General features: G+C 71.5%; 19 protein-coding genes and 1 tRNA gene. 11 read left to right on the plus strand and 9 right to left on the minus strand.

Features of this window, described 5'->3' with window-relative positions; translation table 11 throughout:
- Window positions 1-2: 2 nt before the first annotated feature.
- From ASG95_RS19275 to ASG95_RS19290, 4 genes are all read left to right on the plus strand, one after another.
- Window positions 3-563 (plus strand): NADPH-dependent FMN reductase, encoded by a 561-nt coding sequence (locus ASG95_RS19275; RefSeq protein WP_057378495.1) that lies wholly within the window; start codon window positions 3-5, stop codon window positions 561-563.
- Between the two features lie 79 nt (window positions 564-642).
- Window positions 643-1,989 carry a Na+/H+ antiporter NhaA gene (gene nhaA / locus ASG95_RS19280; RefSeq protein WP_057378496.1) on the plus strand — a complete coding sequence of 449 codons (1,347 nt, stop codon included), beginning with the start codon at window positions 643-645 and terminating at the stop codon, window positions 1,987-1,989.
- 48 nt (window positions 1,990-2,037) lie between these two features.
- The gene (locus ASG95_RS19285; RefSeq protein ID WP_056921641.1) at window positions 2,038-2,442 is read left to right on the plus strand and encodes a phage holin family protein; all 405 of its coding nucleotides are present in this window, start codon (window positions 2,038-2,040) and stop codon (window positions 2,440-2,442) included.
- Between the two features lie 85 nt (window positions 2,443-2,527).
- Entirely contained in the window at window positions 2,528-3,439 is a 912-nt protein-coding gene (locus ASG95_RS19290) for an alpha/beta fold hydrolase (RefSeq protein WP_056921640.1), read from the plus strand.
- A gap of 112 nt (window positions 3,440-3,551) precedes the next feature.
- Here ASG95_RS19290 and ASG95_RS19295 read toward each other — a convergent pair whose 3' ends face one another.
- The 3 genes from ASG95_RS19295 to nth are packed head-to-tail and all read right to left on the minus strand — an operon-like array spanning window position 3,552 to window position 6,153.
- Window positions 3,552-4,763 carry a MarP family serine protease gene (locus ASG95_RS19295; protein ID WP_057378497.1) on the minus strand — a complete coding sequence of 404 codons (1,212 nt, stop codon included), beginning with the start codon at window positions 4,761-4,763 and terminating at the stop codon, window positions 3,552-3,554.
- Window positions 4,763-5,455, minus strand: a complete 693-nt coding sequence (locus tag ASG95_RS19300; protein ID WP_235544059.1) for a CoA pyrophosphatase — start codon at window positions 5,453-5,455, stop codon at window positions 4,763-4,765. Before ASG95_RS19300 ends, ASG95_RS19295 begins: the two co-directional genes overlap by 1 nt.
- Complete coding sequence (gene nth, locus ASG95_RS19305; protein WP_082592894.1) at window positions 5,452-6,153, minus strand: endonuclease III; 702 nt, start codon at window positions 6,151-6,153, stop codon at window positions 5,452-5,454. Before nth ends, ASG95_RS19300 begins: the two co-directional genes overlap by 4 nt.
- A gap of 120 nt (window positions 6,154-6,273) precedes the next feature.
- Between nth and ASG95_RS19310 the strand changes: the two genes are divergently transcribed.
- Window positions 6,274-6,951: a Crp/Fnr family transcriptional regulator gene (locus tag ASG95_RS19310; RefSeq protein ID WP_056921638.1), complete on the plus strand. Its 678-nt coding sequence runs from the start codon at window positions 6,274-6,276 to the stop codon at window positions 6,949-6,951.
- A gap of 86 nt (window positions 6,952-7,037) precedes the next feature.
- Here the strand turns inward: ASG95_RS19310 and ASG95_RS19315 are convergent, their stop codons facing one another.
- The 4 genes from ASG95_RS19315 to ASG95_RS21505 are packed head-to-tail and all read right to left on the minus strand — an operon-like array spanning window position 7,038 to window position 9,346.
- On the minus strand, window positions 7,038-7,871 hold the full coding sequence (locus ASG95_RS19315; protein WP_200961942.1) for an MBL fold metallo-hydrolase: 834 nt from the start codon (window positions 7,869-7,871) through the stop codon (window positions 7,038-7,040).
- A complete protein-coding gene (locus ASG95_RS19320; RefSeq protein WP_057378499.1) occupies window positions 7,868-8,707 on the minus strand; it encodes an NUDIX domain-containing protein in 840 nt (279 codons plus the stop codon). Before ASG95_RS19320 ends, ASG95_RS19315 begins: the two co-directional genes overlap by 4 nt.
- Window positions 8,708-8,714: 7 nt before the next feature.
- On the minus strand, window positions 8,715-9,191 hold the full coding sequence (locus ASG95_RS19325; RefSeq protein ID WP_057378500.1) for a RidA family protein: 477 nt from the start codon (window positions 9,189-9,191) through the stop codon (window positions 8,715-8,717).
- Window positions 9,191-9,346 carry a DUF4177 domain-containing protein gene (locus ASG95_RS21505; RefSeq protein ID WP_157582273.1) on the minus strand — a complete coding sequence of 52 codons (156 nt, stop codon included), beginning with the start codon at window positions 9,344-9,346 and terminating at the stop codon, window positions 9,191-9,193. The genes ASG95_RS19325 and ASG95_RS21505 overlap by 1 nt, the downstream gene beginning before the upstream one ends.
- A gap of 36 nt (window positions 9,347-9,382) precedes the next feature.
- Here ASG95_RS21505 and ASG95_RS19330 point away from each other — a divergent pair, with 36 nt between their 5' ends.
- Genes ASG95_RS19330 through ASG95_RS19340 form a run of 3 tightly spaced genes read left to right on the plus strand, consistent with a single transcriptional unit; the run spans window position 9,383 to window position 12,465 of the window.
- On the plus strand, window positions 9,383-10,144 hold the full coding sequence (locus tag ASG95_RS19330; RefSeq protein ID WP_057378501.1) for a S9 family peptidase: 762 nt from the start codon (window positions 9,383-9,385) through the stop codon (window positions 10,142-10,144).
- A 9-nt stretch (window positions 10,145-10,153) separates the two neighbouring features.
- Window positions 10,154-11,155 carry an ArsA-related P-loop ATPase gene (locus ASG95_RS19335; protein ID WP_056921633.1) on the plus strand — a complete coding sequence of 334 codons (1,002 nt, stop codon included), beginning with the start codon at window positions 10,154-10,156 and terminating at the stop codon, window positions 11,153-11,155.
- Window positions 11,155-12,465, plus strand: coding sequence for an ArsA family ATPase (locus ASG95_RS19340; protein ID WP_057378502.1), 1,311 nt, complete (start codon window positions 11,155-11,157; stop codon window positions 12,463-12,465). Before ASG95_RS19335 ends, ASG95_RS19340 begins: the two co-directional genes overlap by 1 nt.
- A 223-nt stretch (window positions 12,466-12,688) precedes the next feature.
- Here ASG95_RS19340 and ASG95_RS19345 read toward each other — a convergent pair whose 3' ends face one another.
- Complete coding sequence (locus ASG95_RS19345; RefSeq protein ID WP_082592895.1) at window positions 12,689-13,021, minus strand: WhiB family transcriptional regulator; 333 nt, start codon at window positions 13,019-13,021, stop codon at window positions 12,689-12,691.
- Between the two features lie 273 nt (window positions 13,022-13,294).
- Here ASG95_RS19345 and ASG95_RS19350 point away from each other — a divergent pair, with 273 nt between their 5' ends.
- Entirely contained in the window at window positions 13,295-15,721 is a 2,427-nt protein-coding gene (locus ASG95_RS19350) for a transglycosylase domain-containing protein (RefSeq protein ID WP_057378503.1), read from the plus strand.
- A gap of 90 nt (window positions 15,722-15,811) precedes the next feature.
- On the opposite strand, the gene ASG95_RS19355 is transcribed toward ASG95_RS19350, so the two are convergent.
- Complete coding sequence (locus tag ASG95_RS19355; protein WP_057378504.1) at window positions 15,812-16,276, minus strand: GatB/YqeY domain-containing protein; 465 nt, start codon at window positions 16,274-16,276, stop codon at window positions 15,812-15,814.
- A gap of 65 nt (window positions 16,277-16,341) precedes the next feature.
- Between ASG95_RS19355 and ASG95_RS19360 the strand changes: the two genes are divergently transcribed.
- Window positions 16,342-17,286 (plus strand): metallophosphoesterase, encoded by a 945-nt coding sequence (locus ASG95_RS19360; RefSeq protein ID WP_057378505.1) that lies wholly within the window; start codon window positions 16,342-16,344, stop codon window positions 17,284-17,286.
- 207 nt (window positions 17,287-17,493) lie between these two features.
- A tRNA-Pro gene (locus ASG95_RS19365) sits at window positions 17,494-17,570 on the plus strand.
- Window positions 17,571-17,648: the final 78 nt, after the last annotated feature.

A 17,648-nucleotide genomic window follows, 5' to 3' on the forward strand; every position in this document is an offset into this window, starting at 1 on the left:
CCATGGCTTCCCCGCGCGTGTCCGTCATCATCGCCAGCACCCGCCCGCACCGGATCGGCCACCAGGTGGCGCAGTGGGTGCTCGACGCCGTGCCCGCGGACCTCCACGTGACGGTCCATGACCTGCGCGAGATCGGGCTGCCTTTCCTCGACGAACCCGGCCAGCCCGCGGACGGCAACTACGCCCACAAGCACACCCGTCAGTGGTCGGCCAAGATGCTGGCGACCGACGCCCTCGTGCTCGTCATGCCGGAGTACAACCGCGGCTACAACGCCGCCCTCAAGAACGCCATCGACTACCTCTACGCCGAGTGGGAGGGCCTGCCGGTGGGGTGTGTCGGGTACGGCTGGCACGGCGCGAGCTACGCCAAGTCGGCGCTGCGGCAGACCCTCGAGCGGGTCAAGATGACGGTGGTCGACGGCCCGGGGCTCGCGTTCGGGAAGACCCTCACCCAGGAGGGCGTGGTCAGTGCCGGCCACGAGGACGACCAGGCCCTCGCCGCGATGTTCGAGGAGCTCCGGGCCAAGGCGCGCACCACGGTCCCCACCGTCGCCCACGACTAGGATGGGCCGCTGGTGAGCCGGGAAGTCTGGTCGGCGGCGTCGTTCGACGTCCTCCCCGTCGCCGACCCCTGAGGAACCCATGAGCCTCAACCCCCTGCGTCCCCGCCTCTTCGCCCGCACCACGTGGCAGGAGGCGCAGCACGTCGCAGGAGCCCTGCGCACCGAGACGGTCGGCGGTGCGCTGCTCCTCCTGGCCGCCACCGCGGCCCTGGCCTGGGCCAACTCACCGTGGCACGCGGCATACACGGGCTTGCGCGACACCACGATCGGGCCACCCGCCCTGCACCTCGACCTCACCCTCGGGCAGTGGGCTGCCGACGGCCTGCTCGCCCTCTTCTTCTTCGTCGCCGGTCTCGAGCTCAAGCGCGAGTTCCTGGTCGGCGAGCTGCGCACCCCGGCCAGGGCCGCGCTGCCCGTCGCCGCCGCCCTGTGCGGCGTCGCCCTCCCCGCCCTGGTGTATGCCGTGACCGTCACCTCCCTGGGCGCGGAGGGTGATGCCTTGCGCGGGTGGGCGATCCCGACGGCCACGGACATCGCCTTCGCGCTCGCCGTGCTCGCGGTGATCGGCACCCACCTGCCCTCGGCGCTGCGCAGCTTCCTGCTGACGCTGGCGGTCGTCGACGACCTCGTGGCGATCACGATCATCGCGGTCTTCTACACGCAGCGCCTCGACCTCCCGCTGCTCGCCCTCTCACTGGTCCCCCTCGCGCTCTTCGCTGCACTGGTGCAGCGTCGGGTGGCGCACTGGTGGCTGCTGCTCCCCCTGGCCGCCCTGACGTGGGGACTGGTGCACGCCTCGGGCATCCACGCGACCGTGGCCGGGGTGCTGCTCGGGCTGGCCGTGCCGGTGAAACCGCGACCACGGGCGTCCCGGATGGCCCGGGTGCCAGCCGTGCGCCCGCTGGCCGCCGACGTCGACGTGGCGCACCGGCTGGAGCACCGACTGCGACCGCTGTCCGCTGGGGTCGCGGTGCCGGTGTTCGCCTTCTTCGCGGCGGGTGTGCCGGTGGTGGGCGGCGGCTTCGGCGACAGCCTGGCCGACGAGGCCGCCCTCGCCGTGGTGCTCGCCCTGGTGCTCGGCAAGCTGGTCGGGGTGTTCGGCGGGACGTGGGTCTTCGCACGGTTCACCAGGGCCGAGCTCGACGACGACCTCGCCTGGTGGGACGTCGTCGGCCTGTCGCTGCTGGCCGGCATCGGGTTCACCGTCTCGCTCCTCGTGGGAGAGCTGGCCTTCGGTGCGGGCAGCCCGCGAGACGAGCACGTCAAGCTGGCCGTCCTGGTCGGCTCGCTGGCCTCCGCGGTCCTCGCCACCGTGGTGCTGCGCGCCCGCAACCGGGTCTACCGGCGACTCTGGGAGCTGGAGTCGCGCGACGACGACGGCGCATCGGCCGAGGTCACGGGTGTGGACGGCGAACGACGCCGTTAGGGTTGGGAAGCCGGCAGACCGGACACGAGGAAGCGAAGGTGAAGGCGCATGGCTCCCAACCAGCTGAACAGCGACGGCACCGAACGGACCATCGGACAGCTCGTGGCCGATGCCACCCACGACGTCTCGACCATCGTCCGTAGCGAGATCGCGTTGGCCAAGGCCGAGATCGCGGCCGACGCCAAGCGGGCCGGGGCAGGGGCCGGCATGTTCGGGGCGGCTGCGTTCGTCGCGCTGCTCGGGCTGATCTTCCTGTTCCACACCATCGTGGCCGTGATCGACATCTGGCTCCCCGAGTGGGCGGGCTACCTCATCACCACCGGCCTGCTCTTCCTCGTCGCCGCCGTCCTCGCGCTCCTCGGCCGCAGCAGCATGAAGAAGATCAAGGGCAAGCCGGAGCGCACCATCAAGAACGCCCAGGACACCGTCACCGCCGTCAAGTCCGCGTCCTGACCGCGGCCACCGCCACGCCACCTCCACCCGGCCACCGCGACACCCGACCCATCCACCGACACCCAGCCGAACGGCATACCCAGCCATGAGTCTCGACGCCTCGATGGCCCTCATGGAGGGCCCGTGGGAGCACCGCTTCGTCGCCGCCAACGGCGCGAGGTTCCACGTCGCCGAGCAGGGCGAGGGCCCGATCGTGTTGCTGCTGCACGGTTTCCCGCAGTTCTGGTGGGCCTGGCGGCACCAGATGGCTGCGCTCGCCGAGGCCGGCTACCGCGCCTGCGCGATGGACCTGCGGGGCTACGGCGCGTCCGACAAGCCGCCGCGCGGGTACGACACCCGCACCTCGGCGACCGACGTCGCGTCGGTGCTGCGCTCGCTCGGGGGGTCGCGCGCGGTGGTCGTCGGGCACGGCTGGGGTGGCTGGATCGCCTGGAGCATGCCGACCCTGCAGCCCACCGTGACCCGGGCGATCGCCTCGCTGTCGATGCCCCACCCGCTGGTGTTCCGGAAGGCGTCGTTCGCGAACCTGCGCCAGCTCAAGGCCAACGCCTACCTCGGTGGGCTGCAGCGACCGTTCGTCCCGGAGCGGCAGATGACCGTGCACGGCGGGTACGTCCAGCGGCTGCTGCGCGAGTGGGCCTCGCCCGAGGGCATCTGGCCCTCGCCGGAGGAGGCCCGGATCTACTCCGACGCGATGGCCCTGCCGTTCGTGGCCCACTCGGCGGCGGAGTACTACCGCTGGGTGGTGCGCAGCCAGGTGCGGCCCGACGGGTGGAAGTTCGCCGCCCGGATGAAGACCCCGATCAACCTGCCGGTGCTCCAGCTGCACGGTGAGCACGACGGCGCGGTGCTGGCCGACCCGGCGGCCGGCTCGGCGGCCTACGTGACCGGCCGCTTCGAACGGCACCTGGTGCCCAACGCAGGCCACTTCCTGCCCGAAGAGGCGCCCGACGTGGTCAACCAGCACCTGCTCGACTGGCTCGGCACCCTCCGCTGATCCACCCCTCCCCGCACTTGTGGCCACTGGTGCGGCAGGAGACAGCGGTTCGGGGCCCGAGTGCCACATGGGTGGCCAGAACTGCGGAAGTCCGAGCGGTATGCCGCGGGCGTCAGCCGGCGACGCAGGCGCCGGTGTCGACCGGGGTCGAGGCGCTGGACGCGGCGTCGAGGACCGGCTTGGCCTCGTCCATCGTGAGGGCGTACCCGGTGCTGGGGTCGTCGAGCGACTTGGCGAACACGACCCCGACCACCCGGCCGTCGGTCGACAGCAGCGGGCCACCGGAGTTGCCCGGACGCACCTGCGCGTAGAGCGAGTAGACCTCGCGACTCGTGCCGGGCTTGCCGTAGATGTCCGAGCCCCGGGCGTCGACGACCTCACGGACCCGGGCGGCGTCGAGCCGGTAGGGACCGTCGAGCGGGAAGCCCGCCACCACCCCGCTGTCGCCCCGGGCCAGGTCGGGTCCCTGGCTCAGCGGGTCGGCGGGCAGACCGGGCACGGCGAGGACGGCCAGGTCGCGCTTGGCGTCGAAGATGACCACGCGGCCGACGTAGGACCGTCCGGTGCCGTGGATGCGCAGGGTGGCGGTGTCCATGCCGGCGACGACGTGGGCGTTGGTCACCACCCGCTCCCGGGCGACGACCCAGCCACTGCCCTCCTGGCCACGGTTGCAGGCATCGGCGACCCCGGTGATCTTGATGACCGAGGCCGCGGCCTGTCGCACCCCGGCGGTCTGGGCGACGGAAGGGTCCGGAGGGGCGATCGGCGCGATCCGCTCGCTCTCGAGGCCGTCGAACACGCGGGGGAAGCCCTCACGGTCGAGGACCTCGCGGAACGACGCGAACAACCGAGACGTGCCCGGGGGCACCACGGTGTCGATGGCACGCAGCACGCGCGACTCACCGATGGCCTTGGCGATCGGGGCCGGGGCGCCACCGCGGAGGGCTCCGGCGATGAACCAGACGAGCACGGCGGCCGAGAGGACGACTGCGACCGCCCCGAGGCTGGCGTCGAACCACTGGGCGGGCTTGATCTTCAGCTTGGACCGCAGCGACCCACCGACCGCCACGGCGATCGCCTGCCCGCTGGACGCGAGGATGAACACCCCAGCGATCAGGACGACCGACCGCAGCAGCGGAGACGACTCCAGCTCGGTCCAGTGCTCGATCCCCTTCGGGATGAGCCACATCGCGAGCGCACCCCCGGTGAGGAACCCGGCGAGCGACAGCACGCTGACCACCAGCCCCTGCCGGAACCCGGTGAAGCCGTAGCTGATGAACAGCAGGATCAGCAGGTAGTCGAGGACGGTCAGTCCGAGGAACATCAGGCTCGGCCTTCCGTCGCGGTCCGGGTCAGGGCGTCCTGCGAGCCCCCTGGCCGGTAGCGGTCAGGAAGCGGACGCTCGACGCTACGGTCCCACGGAACGGTCAAACCACCGAAATCGAGCACAGCGGACAGGAGTCCCGCCGTGAACCCCCAGACGAACAGCCCGTCGAACTCGAACCCGGGCCCGCGGTAGCCGCTCGGGTGCGACACGGTGAACCGGGCGGCCGGGTCGAGCAGGTCGGCCAGCGGCGCCCGGACGGCCCGGTGCACCTCGATGGGGTCGACCGTGTCGAGGGGGCTCGGCTCCCGCCACCACCCGAGCACCGGCGTGACGACGAACTGGCGTGGGCTCAGGTAGATGTCGGGCAGCTCGGCCACGACGTCGATGGTGGCGGGGTCGATCCCGACCTCCTCCTGCGTCTCGCGCAGGGCGGCGGCAGCGTCGGAGGCGTCGGACGGCTCGCGCTTGCCGCCGGGGAAGGAGATGTCACCGGGCTGGGTGCGCAGGGTGTGGGCGCGCTCGGTGAGCACCACGTCCTCGCCCCCGCCCTCGGACGGCCCGAACAGGATCATCACGCTGGACCGCCGACCACCCTCCGGCGGCGGGGCGAACGTCTCGAAGTACCCCCGGTCGGCAGCGGCGATCGCGTCGCGGGCGCGGTCGATCCAGGCGGGACGAGCGACGGTCACGGCGCGAGGGTCCCGGTCGCCGCGGCATACGGGTTGGTCGCCCCGGGCGCGAGCTCGAACTTGAGCAGCTTCTCGGCCTTGACCGGGTCGGTCTCACCCACCCCGTAGGAGGGGCACAGCCGGGCGACCGGGCAGGCGCCGCAGGCCGGCTTCTTGGCGTGGCAGGTCCGGCGACCATGGAAGATCAGGACGTGCGACAGCATCGTCCACTCCTTGCGCGGGATCAGCGCCCCGACCGCGTGCTCGACCTTGACCGGGTCGTTCTCGGTGGTCCAGCCGAACCGGCGCACCAGCCGGCCGAAGTGGGTGTCGACGGTGATGCCGGGGATGTCGAAGGCGTTGCCGAGCACGACGTTCGCGGTCTTGCGGCCCACACCGGGCAGCGTGACGAGGTCCTTCATCCGGGGTGGCACCTCACCGTGGAACCGCTCGACCAGGTCCGCGCCGAGCTTCATCACCGAGTTGGTCTTGGCCCGGAAGAAGCCGGTCGGCTTGAGCAGCGTCTCCATCTCCTCGCGGTCGGCACCGGCGAGGGCCGCGGCGTCGGGGTAGCGCGCGAACAGCTGCGGCGTGACCTTGTTGACCATCACGTCGGTGGTCTGCGCGGACAGGACGGTCGCCACCAGGAGCTGCAGCGGGTTGTCGAAGTCGAGCTCGCAGTGGGCGTAGGGGTAGTGCTCGTGGAGCAGCCGGTACATCCGCCGGGCACGTCGGGTCAGGGCGACGGGGGACTCGTCGCCAGCGGCGCGCGCGGGAGCTCCAGACACCAGCACAGACTACGGGGCGGCGCAGACATCCGACGTGGCACACTGTCGCCCGTGGATCACGACGTGGTGAAGAAGGCCCCGCTGTTCGCAGCGCTGGACGACGAGGCGTCGACGACGCTGATGGCCTCGATGACGCAGACCCGCCTCGAGCGCGGCGACGTGCTCTTCACGGAGGGTGACCAGGGCGACCGGCTCTACGTCATCCGCGAGGGCAAGGTGAAGCTCGGGCGGCGCAGCGCCGACGGCCGCGAGAACCTCGTCGCCATCCTGGGCCCCGGCGAGATGTTCGGCGAGCTCAGCCTCTTCGACCCCGGCCCGCGCACCATGACCGCGACCGCCGTCGCCGAGACCCAGCTGCTCGGCATCGGCAACGACGACCTCAACGGCCTGCTCGAGGGCCGCCCCAGCGTCGCCAAGGTCCTGCTGGCCGCGCTCGCCAAGCGCCTGCGCCGCACCAACGAGAACCTGGCCGACCTCGTCTTCACCGACGTCCCCGGTCGCGTCGCGAAGGCACTGCTCGACCTGTCGGCCCGGTTCGGCCGCCCGGTCGAGGAAGGCATCCTCGTCGCCCACGACCTCACCCAGGAGGAGCTCGCCCAGCTGGTCGGCGCCTCCCGCGAGACGGTCAACAAGGCGCTCGCCGACTTCGCCACCCGCGGCTGGCTGCGGCTCGAGGCCCGTGCGGTGCTGCTGCTCGACGTCGAGCGCCTCAAGCGCCGCGCCCGCTGACCTCGGCCCTTCCCGCCTCTCTCTTCGCCGGTTCGATGTAAAAACGCCGGTCTTTCCCGGCGCGTTTACATCGACCCGCGGGAGTGTCAGCCGCGCGCCCGGAGGTAGTCCAGCTGGGCCGCCACGCTCTGGGCCGCGGCCGGCCAGACCTCGCGGGGCACGTCGGCATACACGCGCTCGACGACGGCCTGCACCGGGTCGGGTGCGGTGGCCGCGCCGTCCGCGAGCGCCTGGCGCACCTGCTCGAGCCGCTCGGCGCGGTGGGTGCGGTAGAACGCGACCATCGCCGACGCGTCCGGCACCACCGGCCCGTGCCCGGGCAGGATCGCGGTCACCTCGCCGTCGCCCGTGAGCCGGGCGATCCGCTCCAACGACGCGAGGTATGCCGCGAGCTCACCGTCAGGGTGCGCGACCACCGTGGTGCCGCGGCCCAGGACGGTGTCGCCGGTGAGCAGGGCGTGGTCCGCGGCAAGCGCGAACGACAGCGAGTCGGAGGTGTGCCCGGGGGTGGCGACCACCCGCAGGTCGAGGCCACCGGTGGTCACGACGTCGCCGTCCGCGAGGTCGGCGTGGCCGCGACCGACCGCCCGGGTCGGGGCACCGGTCAGCTCGGCGAAGCGGCTGGCTCCCTCGGCGTGGTCGGGGTGGCCGTGGGTGAGGATGGTCTGCGCGACACGGGCACCCCGCGCGCTGACCGCGTGGACGACTGCGCGCAGGTGGCCCTCGTCGAGGGGGCCTGGGTCGATGACGACGGCGTCGGTCGAGCCGGGCTCGAGCAGCACCCAGGTGTTGGTGCCGTCGAGGGTCATCGGGCTCGGGTTGGGGCAGAGGACACAGAGGGCCCGCTCGGTCACCTGTCCGCCGTGCCAGTCGCCGAAGGCCGCCGACGGCTCGGGCGCCTGCGCCATTCCTGAGGTCATCGCGGGAGGTCCGCCCGCATCACCAGGCCGTCGCCGGTGTCGACCAGCTCGGGCTGCACCGGAGCGATGACCGGGGTCTCCGCGATGAACGCCGCGGCCGACGTCGCCGCAGCGACCTCCTCCACCGCCACGACGGTGGGCGGCAGCATCAGCGCCCGCCCGTCGCGCCAGGCCTCGAGGAGGTCGGCCGGACGCACCCAGTCGGCGACGTCGGCCTCGGTGGTGTCGTCGTCGGCGCGCTGCCCCTGCGGCACGGCGGCGCTGAAGAACCGGGTGTCGTAGCGACGCACCTCGAACTCGGGGGTGATCCAGTGCGCGCGGTAGCCGAGCAGGTCGGAGCGCAGCACCAGCCCGTGCTCCTGCAGGACCTCGGAGAGGGACGCCTCGCGGTCGAGCAGGCGACGGCGCTGTTCGTGCCAGTGGTCCCCGCTGACGTCGGAGATCACCTCGTCGGGTGACGGTCCGGCCAGCAGCACGCCGGACTCCTCGAACACCTCACGCACCGCCGCGGCAACCAGCACGCGGGCCGTCGGCTCGTCGACCTCCAGCCGGTCGGCCCACTCGGCCGGGGTCGGTCCGGCCCACGGCAGCGCCGCATCGGCGTCCCGCGGGTCGACCCCGCCGCCGGGGAACACCATCATCCGCGGGGCGAACTCCATCGAGGCCACCCGGCGCAGCATGAACACCTCGACGCCCGAGCCACCGTCACGCACGAACATGACGGTGGCGGCGCGCTTGGGCGGCACTGGTCCCGACGGGTCGGGCGCACTCAGCCAGGCGTCCGCCCTGGCCCGCAGCGACGGGGAGTCGGCGATCGGGAACTCGCGCCTGACCACGCCGGGACTACTCGTCGGCGAGGGCGACGACGATCTCGACCTCGACCGGCGCGTCCAGCGGCAGCACGGCGACCCCGACGGCCGACCGGGCGTGGATTCCGGCGTCGCCGAAGGCCTTGCCCATCAGCTCGCTGGCGCCGTTGATCACGCCGGGCTGACCGGTGAAGGCCGGGTCCGAGGCGACGAACCCGACGAGCTTGACCACCTGGGTCACCTTGTCGAGGTCGCCCACGATGCTCTTGACCGCGGCGATCGCGTTGAGCGCGCAGATCTCCGCGAGCTTCTTCGCGTCCTCCGGCGGCACCAGCCCGTGGCCCTCGCCGACCTTGCCGGTCTGCACGATCGCCCCGGACACCATGGGCAGCTGACCGGAGGTGTAGATCCGGCGCCCGTCCTGGATGGCCGGGACGTAGGCGGCCACCGGTGTGGCGACCTCGGGCACGGTCAGGCCGAGCTCTGCCAGACGGTCCTCGACTGCGCTCATCAGGCTTTCTCCCGCTTCAGGTAGGCGACCAGGCCGTTGCCGTCGGGACCGGTGAGGACCTGGACGAGCTCCCAGCCGTCCTCGCCCCACTGGTCGAGGATCTGCTTCGTCGCGTGGACGATGAGTGGCACCGTCGCGTACTCGAACTTCTTCATGGGTGGCAGCCTAGCCACCGCTGGCAGGATGGCCGCATGGCCCGTGACCCGATCCAGGTGCTCGACGAGCGGGCCGCCCCGCCGGCCCGCACGACGTACTACGGCGACGACCCCGCCCAGGTCTACGACGTTCGCCTTCCCGAGCGGGTCACGCGACGCCTCACGGTCGTCGTCGTCCACGGCGGGTTCTGGCGGCCCGAGTACGACCGTGGCCACGCGAGCCGGCAGGCCCAGGCGTTCGCCGACGCCGGCTACCCGACCGCGGTCCTCGAGTACCGCCGCCCCGGCATGCCCGGCGGCGGGTGGCCCGGGACCACCGAGGACATCGCCGACGCCGTCACCGCGGTCCGCCGCGACCCCGACCTCGACCAGCCCTGGGTGCTCGTCGGCCACTCCGCCGGCGGCCAGCTGGTGACCTGGGCCGCGGCGCAGTCGTGGGCGCACGGCATACGCGGGGTCGTGAGCCTCGCCGGAGTCCTCGACCTCGCCGACGGCGTCGAGCACGGCGTGGGCGGCGACGCGATCACGACGTTCCTCGGCGGCCGGCCGGCCGACGTCCCCGACGCCTACGCCGCGGCCGACCCCGCGCGGCTCGCCCCCGCCATACCCACGCTGTTGGTGCATGCTCGCGACGACGACGTGGTGCCGTTCGAGCTGAGCGAGCGGTATGCCGCGGCGCACCACGGGCCGCACGTCCGCCTCACGCCCGTGGACGGTGGCGGCCACTACGGGCTGATCGACCCCGAGCACCCGGCGTTCGCCAGGGTCCTCGAGGCGGTCGACCTGCTGGCCTCCTAGGCTGAGGTCATGCCCGAGGCTCCCGACCTGTCGAAGGTCCGCCTGCACGTCGTGACCGGCAAGGGCGGCACGGGCAAGACGACGGTGGCCGCCGCGCTGGCGCTCGCGCTGACCCGGCAGGGCAAGCGGGTGCTGCTGGCCGAGGTCGAGGACCGGCAGGGGATCTCGCAGACGTTCGACGTGCCACCGCTGGGCCACACCGAGACCCGGATCCTGCACGACCGCAGCGGCGGCCAGCTGTGGGCGATCTCGGTCGATGCCAAGGACTCCCTGCGCGAGTACCTCCAGAAGTTCTACAAGGTCGGCAAGGCGATGACGGTGCTCGACCGGTTCGGGGCCGTCGACTTCGCCACGACGATCGCGCCGGGCGTGCGCGACGTGCTGCTGATCGGCAAGGTCTACGAGGCCGCGGGGAGGCGGTCCGGCAAGGGCCCGGCCGCCCCGACGTACGACGCCGTGGTGCTCGACGCCCCGCCCACCGGTCGGGTCGTGCGGTTCCTCAACGTCAACGCCGAGGTCGCCGACGTCGCGAAGGTGGGCCCGATCCGCTCGCAGGCCGACTCGATCACCCGGATGCTGCGCAGCCACACCACCGCGGTCCACGTGGTGACGCTGCTCGAGGAGATGCCGGTCCAGGAGACCGTCGACGCACTGGCCGAGCTGCGCCGCACCGATCTCCCCCTCGGCGCGATCGTCGTCAACCAGCTCCGCGACCCGCTGCTCACCGACAAGGCGCTGTCCTCGGTGCGGCGCTCCCGCAACGCGAGGCTGGCCAACGGCGTCGCGGCCGACCTCGCCACCGTCGGGGTGAAGGTCACCGACGGCCTGGTCGCCGGGCTGTTGGCGGACGCGGGCCACCACGCCGACCGGATCGCCCTCGAGCGTGAGCAGGACGCCATCCTGGCGGAAGAGGGCCGGCTGACCGTGCGCCTGCCGTTGCTCGCCGAGGGCACCGAGGGTGGCGGCATCACCGTGCTGGCCCAGGCCCTCACCGAGCAGGGGATGGTCTGATGCCTCCCCGCACCCGGTCCGCCAAGGCCGCCTCCGCTGCGCCGCCCACTCCCCGCCCCGGAGCCCCGCGGCTCGACCTCGCCGCCCTGCTCACCGACCCCGGGACGCGCATCGTCGTCTGTTGCGGCGCTGGTGGCGTGGGCAAGACGACCACCGCTGCGGCGCTGGGCCTCTGGGCCGCCGAGCACGGCCGGCGCGTCGTCGTCCTCACCATCGACCCGGCCCGCCGGCTCGCCCAGTCGCTGGGGCTCACCGAGCTCGACAACACCCCGCGCCCGGTCGCCGGAGTGGGCCGTGGCACCGACGGCTCGGGTGGCTCGGCAGGCTCGGGTGGCTCGGCAGACTCGGGCGGCGCGGCAGGCTCGGACGGCTCGGACGGCTCGCTCGACGCCATGATGCTCGACATGAAGCGCACCTTCGACGAGGTGGTCGAGCAGCACGCCACCCCCGAGAAGGCCGCCCAGATCCTCGCGAACCCGTTCTACCAGGCGGTCTCGAGCTCGTTCGCGGGCACGCAGGAGTACATGGCGATGGAGAAGCTCGGGCAGCTCCGGGCCGAGGCCGGGCGATCCGGGCGCTGGGACCTCATCGTCGTCGACACTCCCCCGTCACGGTCCGCGCTCGACTTCCTCGACGCGCCCAAGCGGCTCGGGTCGTTCCTCGACGGGCGGTTCATCCGGCTGCTGTCCGCCCCGGCCAAGGCCGGCGGCCGGGCCGGCTTCAAGGTGTTCAGCGTCGGGGTGAATGTCGTCACGAGCACCCTGTCGCGGGTGCTGGGCGGCCAGCTGCTCCAGGACGTGCAGACCTTCGTGGCGGCCCTCGACACCATGTTCGGCGGCTTCCGCGAGCGCGCCGACCAGACCTACGCGCTGCTCAAGGCCCCCGAGACCGCGTTCGTCGTGGTCGCCGCCCCCGAGCGCGACGCGCTGCGCGAGGCCTCCTTCTTCGCCGGTCGCCTCGACGAGGAGGGTATGCCGCTCGCCGGGCTCGTCGTGAACCGGATCCAGCGCGTGGCCGCGCCCTCCCTGACGGCCGCACGGGCCCTGGCCGCGGCCGAGCAGCTGGCCGACGCAGAGACCCGCTCGACCACGGCCGCCACCACGCAAGGGCTGCTGCGGCTGCACGCCGCGTTGGCAGAGACCGCCGATCGGCAGGAGCGGCTGGCGGCGCGGTTCACGGCCGGACACCCCGGCATACCCGTGGTGGAGGTGCCGGCCTCGGCCCAGGACATCCACGACCTGGCCGGCCTGCGCGAGGTGGCCGCCGCCCTCACCACCCCCACCCCCACCCCCACCCCCACCCCCACCTGATCCGTCCTGACCCCACCCGCCCCAGCTTTATCGGGTCTAGGGAGAAGGTTGTGCTTCACCCCGGAACGGTTCCGGGGTGAAGGTCAACCTTCCGGGGTGAGGCCTTCCAGGTCACCCGACCCGGTGTCCGAGGAACGACGAAGCCCCTGACCCGCGGGGGATGGGTCAAGGGCTTCGTTCGGGGGTCCGCGATAGCCGCGGCGTCTCATGAGTGCAGACGAGGTCAGGCGCTCTCCGCCTCGGAGGGGGTCTGGTTGCGGGCCTGCGCGAACAGGGCGGCCCAGGAGGTGATGTTGGGACGACGCTTGAGCAGGGCCCGGCGCTCACGCTCGGTCATCCCACCCCAGACGCCGAACTCGGTGCGGTTGTCGAGGGCGTCGGCGAGGCACTCGGCGATCACGGGGCAACGCTGGCAGACGACCTTGGCGGTCTGCTGGGCCGCACCCTGGACGAAGAGTGCATCAGGGTCTGACTTGGAGCAGGAGCCCAGCGGGGCCCAGTCATCCATCCACACGGTCCCTGCGGGCCCGGTGGGCCGCTCCGGTGCGATAGTCATTGTCAGTTCCTCCAGATACTCCTGCTTCAGACGCTTCACCGTGCGTCTTATGTCCGTATCGACGTGTGGAAACGATAGGAACTGAAGGCACTCCGACGACATGGCCCATTCGTGTGGTTCTGGCATGACCAAAGGGACTAGTCACTCCGAGCCATCGCGGCTCGCTCCAACGGGCGGTGCGAAAACTAGGACGTAATCGGGCGCAAACAGCCCATACAGCTGCCCAACTCGCGGGAAACGGGCTGCTCAAGGTTCGGCAGTTACCCTGTCGGCATGCAAGGACGCGCCACCAACCTCGGAAATGTCGTCAGCCTGCTCGGAGCCTTCGTCGCCACGGCGATGGTCATGGGCCTGCTGACGGCTGGTCTGCTCATCCCCGCGGTGGGCGCCACGGGCAGCGCGGCGACCTCCGGCGTGAAGATGTTCGACGACCTTCCCGGCGAGTTCACCGCCACCCAGCTGTCGCAGCAGTCGACCATCAAGGACGCCCGCGGCGGCATCCTGGCGACTCCCCAGCAGGAGAACCGCATCATCGTCAACCTCAAGCAGGTCGCGCCGATCATGCAGAAGGCGCAGATCGCCATCGAGGACAGCCGGTTCTACGAGCATGGCGGGGTCGACCCCCGAGGCATCTTGCGCGCGGTGGCGTCGAATGCCCAGGGCGGCGACGTCCAGGGCGCGTCCACGCTGACCCAGCAGTACGTCAAGCTGACGCTGCAGGAGAACGCGCTGCGGAACAACGACGAGGAGGCCGCCCAGGCGGCCGTCCGCAAGAGCGCAGCGCGCAAGATCCAGGAGATCAAGTACGCGGTCACCCTGGAGAAGGAGATGACCAAGGACCAGATCCTGCAGGGCTACCTCAACCTGGCCTACTACGGCGACCTCGCGTACGGCGTCGAGGCCGCCGCCCAGCACTACTTCAGCGTCAGCGCGTCGAAGCTGAACATCCCCCAAGCCGCCCTGCTCGCCGGTCTCGTGCAGAACCCGGGCAAGACCGACCCGCGCAACTACCCCGAGAAGGCCCAGGCCCGTCGCGACGTGGTCCTCGACCGGATGTACGCCCTGGGGATCATCACGGCCAAGCAGCTCAAGTCCGCGAAGGCCATCCCGGTCAAGAAGATGCTCAAGCTGAAGAACCCGCTGAGCAACTGCGCCGCGTCGTCCGAGCCGTACTTCTGCAACTACGTCATGGAGTACCTCAAGGACATGGACAACCATGCCCTCGACGTGCTCGGCAAGACCCGTCCGGAGCGGATCAAGAACATCACCGGCGGCGGCCTGACCATCCAGACCACGCTCGACCCGCAGGTGCAGGAGCAGTCGCTCAAGGACCTGACCAAGCGGGTGCCGTTCGGCAACACCGCGATGGGCAAGGACTCCAAGGACAAGACCAAGGCGGGCTACTCCAGGATGGTCGGCAGCGCCGGCACGATCATCGAGCCCAGCACCGGCCGGGTGCTCGCCATGGTGCAGAACACCAAGTACCCGACGACGAAGGCCCAGCAGAACGCCTACGGCTACACCGAGGTGAACTGGAACGTCGACGAGAAGTACAACGGCACGGCGGGCTTCCAGTTCGGCTCCACGGCCAAGATGTTCGCGATCGTGCGGGCCCTCGAGACCGGCACGCCGGTCAACGGCACGGTGCCGTCGAAGTTCGCCAGCACGACGCGGGGCGCCGTCTACACCCCGCAGGAGATCGGTTCCTGCGCCCCGGGTGGGCCCTACACGATCCACAACGACTACGCGATCGGTGGCAAGCCGCTGCCGCTGAAGAAGGCGACCGCCGACTCCATCAACACCGCGTTCGCGTCGCTGACCTTCAAGCTGGGCACCAGGAACGTGCTCAACACGATGACGAAGATGCACCTGCACACCGGCTCGGGAACGAACCTGCCGTGCTACGCCAGCACCGTCCTCGGCACCGGTGACGTCACTCCGATGACCCTCGCCAGCTCCTACGCGATCCTGGCGAACAACGGCAAGTACTGCCCCCCGAACCCGATCCTGTCGATCACCACCGCCGACCGGAAGCCGCTCAAGATCGGCGCGACGAGCTGCAAGCAGGTCATCGACCCCGACGTCGCCAAGGGCGCCACCGAGCTGCTCACCGGTGTGATCAAGGACGGCACCGGCAGCCGGGCGAAGCTCGGCTCGCGACCCGCAGCCGGCAAGACGGGCACCACCGACAAGCACGTCGAGTCCTGGTTCGTCGGCTACACGGCCCAGCGAGCCGCCGCGGTCTGGGTGGGCACGCCCTACTCGCAGAACGGGATGAACGGCATCCAGCTCGGCGGCAACTACTACCGAGGCGTCTTCGGTGGTGACATCGCGGCTCCGATCTGGAAGAACCTGATCGAGAACGCGTCGCAGGGCCTGCCCGAGCGCCAGTTCGACGACCCGAGCAACAAGATCGTCAACGGCGACCGCATCTCGGTGCCCTTCGTCGGCGGCATGTCGGTCGCGGAGGCCACCGCGAGGCTCAAGGAGGCCGGCTTCCTCGTGCAGGTCGCCGGACAGACCAACAGCGGCTACCCGCAGGGCATCGTGGTCTACACCAACCCGAGCGGCTCGGCGCTGCGCGGGTCGACGGTCGGCCTCTACGTCTCGAGCGGCTTCAACCCGCCGCCCAAGCCCGACCCCACCAAGACGCCCGACCCGAAGCCGACCAAGACCAAGCCACCACCCGGTCACGGGTGACAGACGAAAGGGCCCCGCACCATCGGTGCGGGGCCCTTTCGTCTCGGTATGCCGCGGAGCCGGCTCCGCGGGCGGCTCACCACAGCAGGGTCAGCCCTTGGTCAGCGCCGCCTTCACGGCGGCGGCCACGCGACCACCGTCGGCGCGGCCGGCCACGACGCCCTGGGCGACCTTCATGACCTGGCCGAGCTGCGGCATACCGGTCGCCCCGGTCTGCGCGATCGCGGCGGCGACGATGGACGTGAGCTCGTCGTCAGAGAGCTGGGCGGGCAGGTAGGCCTCGAGGACCGCGAGCTCGGCCTCCTCCTTGGCGGCTAGCTCGGGGCGCCCTGCACCGGCATACGCGGTTGCGGCCTCCTTGCGCTTCTTGGCCTCCTTCGCCAGCACCTTGAGCACCTCGTCGTCACTGAGCTCGCGCGCTTCCGTGCCCGACACCTCTTCGTTGGTGATGGAGGTGAGCGCGAGGCGGAGCGTGCCCGACCGCACCGCATCCCGCTGGCGGATGGCGTCGGTGAGGTCGCTCTGGACGGTGGCCTTGAGACTCTGCTCGGTCATGCCCCCAGTCTCGCAGGCGGGTGGTGGTCCGACACACCGAGATCCGGTTTGCAAGGATGACGGGGATGAACACTCCCCTGGGCGCCGCGCTGGGCACGGTCGCTGGTGTCGCCGCGCTGGGCGTGGCGGGCGTCGGCTACGCCAGCGTGGTCGAGCGCAACTGGTTCGCCCTGCGGCGGTTCACCGTGCCGGTGCTCGCGCCCGGGTCGCGGCCGCTGCGCGTCCTCCAGGTCTCCGACCTCCACCTCGTGCCCCGCCAGCGTCGCCGCATCGAGTGGGTGCGTGGCCTCGCGGCGTTGGAGCCCGACCTGGTGGTCAACTCGGGTGACAACCTCGCTGCCCTCGACGCGGTCCCGGGGGCGCTGCGCGCGATGGAGCCGTTGTTCGCGTTCCCAGGCGTGTTCGTCATGGGCTCCAACGACTACTACGCGCCGGTGCCGAAGAACCCGGCCCGCTACCTCACCCGACGGCACGCCCACGCTCCAGCGGGCCGGGTGCGCCTGCCGGTCGAGGACCTGCGCGCCGGCCTGCGCGACGGCGGATGGGTCGACCTCGACAACGCCCGCACCACCCTGTCCGTCGGCGGGGCAGAGGTGGAGCTCGTCGGCACCGACGACGCCCACATCCGGATGGACGAGTATGCCGCCGTGGCCGGGCCGGCCTCGACCTCCGCCGCCGTGACGATCGGCGTCACGCACGCCCCCTACCAGCGCGTGCTCGACCCGATGGCCGCGGACGGAGCCCGGCTCCTGATCGCGGGCCACACGCACGGCGGCCAGCTCGCGCTGCCCTTCTACGGCGCGCTGGTCACCAACTGCGACCTGCCGACCGACCGGGCCAAGGGGGTCTCGCGCTGGTGGCCCGGGGCCGGGTCCGCCCCGTCGTCCGCCGCGCCCCCGGACGCAGCGTGGCTGCACGTGTCGGCGGGGCTGGGCACGTCGCCCTACGCCCCCGTCCGGTTCTGCTGCCGCCCCGAGGCCACGCTGCTCACCCTGGCGCCGCGCTCCTGAGCCACCTGGCTTCGATCCGTGCCACTGTGGCCACGGATGGAGGTGCTTCGTCCGGATCGGCGTCGATCCGTGGCGCTGGCGCCGCGATTGTCGGTGACCCGACCACCGGCCGCGAGCACCCGGCATACCGATTGGGAGCGGCCGGGTGAGGTGGGCTATCCTTCACTGTCGCTGCTCCCGTCGAACTGGCGTGGGTGGCGATTGCCACGGGGTGTGGCGCAGCTTGGTAGCGCGCTTCGTTCGGGACGAAGAGGCCGCAGGTTCAAATCCTGTCACCCCGACCAACATGTTTCCGCAGGTCAGAGCCACAATCCTGGCAACTGCGACCACATCGAACAGCACGAAGAACGCCGCTTGCGAGC

Origin of the sequence: Phycicoccus sp. Soil803, assembly GCF_001429685.1 — a bacterium.
Classification (GTDB): domain Bacteria; phylum Actinomycetota; class Actinomycetes; order Actinomycetales; family Dermatophilaceae; genus Pedococcus.

Excerpts from the sequence above, each read along its gene's own strand:
- ASG95_RS19275 (WP_057378495.1), top strand. The coding sequence starts at position 3 with ATGGCTTCCCCGCGCGTGTCCGTCATCATCGCCAGCACCCGCCCGCAC.
- nhaA (WP_057378496.1), top strand. The coding sequence starts at position 643 with ATGAGCCTCAACCCCCTGCGTCCCCGCCTCTTCGCCCGCACCACGTGG.
- ASG95_RS19285 (WP_056921641.1), top strand. The coding sequence starts at position 2,038 with ATGGCTCCCAACCAGCTGAACAGCGACGGCACCGAACGGACCATCGGA.
- ASG95_RS19290 (WP_056921640.1), top strand. The coding sequence starts at position 2,528 with ATGAGTCTCGACGCCTCGATGGCCCTCATGGAGGGCCCGTGGGAGCAC.
- ASG95_RS19295 (WP_057378497.1), bottom strand. The coding sequence starts at position 4,763 with ATGTTCCTCGGACTGACCGTCCTCGACTACCTGCTGATCCTGCTGTTC.
- nth (WP_082592894.1), bottom strand. The coding sequence starts at position 6,153 with ATGTACCGGCTGCTCCACGAGCACTACCCCTACGCCCACTGCGAGCTC.
- ASG95_RS19315 (WP_200961942.1), bottom strand. The coding sequence starts at position 7,871 with ATGACCTCAGGAATGGCGCAGGCGCCCGAGCCGTCGGCGGCCTTCGGC.
- ASG95_RS19325 (WP_057378500.1), bottom strand. The coding sequence starts at position 9,191 with ATGAGCGCAGTCGAGGACCGTCTGGCAGAGCTCGGCCTGACCGTGCCC.
- ASG95_RS21505 (WP_157582273.1), bottom strand. The coding sequence starts at position 9,346 with ATGAAGAAGTTCGAGTACGCGACGGTGCCACTCATCGTCCACGCGACG.
- ASG95_RS19330 (WP_057378501.1), top strand. The coding sequence starts at position 9,383 with ATGGCCCGTGACCCGATCCAGGTGCTCGACGAGCGGGCCGCCCCGCCG.
- ASG95_RS19335 (WP_056921633.1), top strand. The coding sequence starts at position 10,154 with ATGCCCGAGGCTCCCGACCTGTCGAAGGTCCGCCTGCACGTCGTGACC.
- ASG95_RS19340 (WP_057378502.1), top strand. The coding sequence starts at position 11,155 with ATGCCTCCCCGCACCCGGTCCGCCAAGGCCGCCTCCGCTGCGCCGCCC.
- ASG95_RS19345 (WP_082592895.1), bottom strand. The coding sequence starts at position 13,021 with ATGACTATCGCACCGGAGCGGCCCACCGGGCCCGCAGGGACCGTGTGG.
- ASG95_RS19350 (WP_057378503.1), top strand. The coding sequence starts at position 13,295 with ATGCAAGGACGCGCCACCAACCTCGGAAATGTCGTCAGCCTGCTCGGA.
- ASG95_RS19355 (WP_057378504.1), bottom strand. The coding sequence starts at position 16,276 with ATGACCGAGCAGAGTCTCAAGGCCACCGTCCAGAGCGACCTCACCGAC.
- ASG95_RS19360 (WP_057378505.1), top strand. The coding sequence starts at position 16,342 with ATGAACACTCCCCTGGGCGCCGCGCTGGGCACGGTCGCTGGTGTCGCC.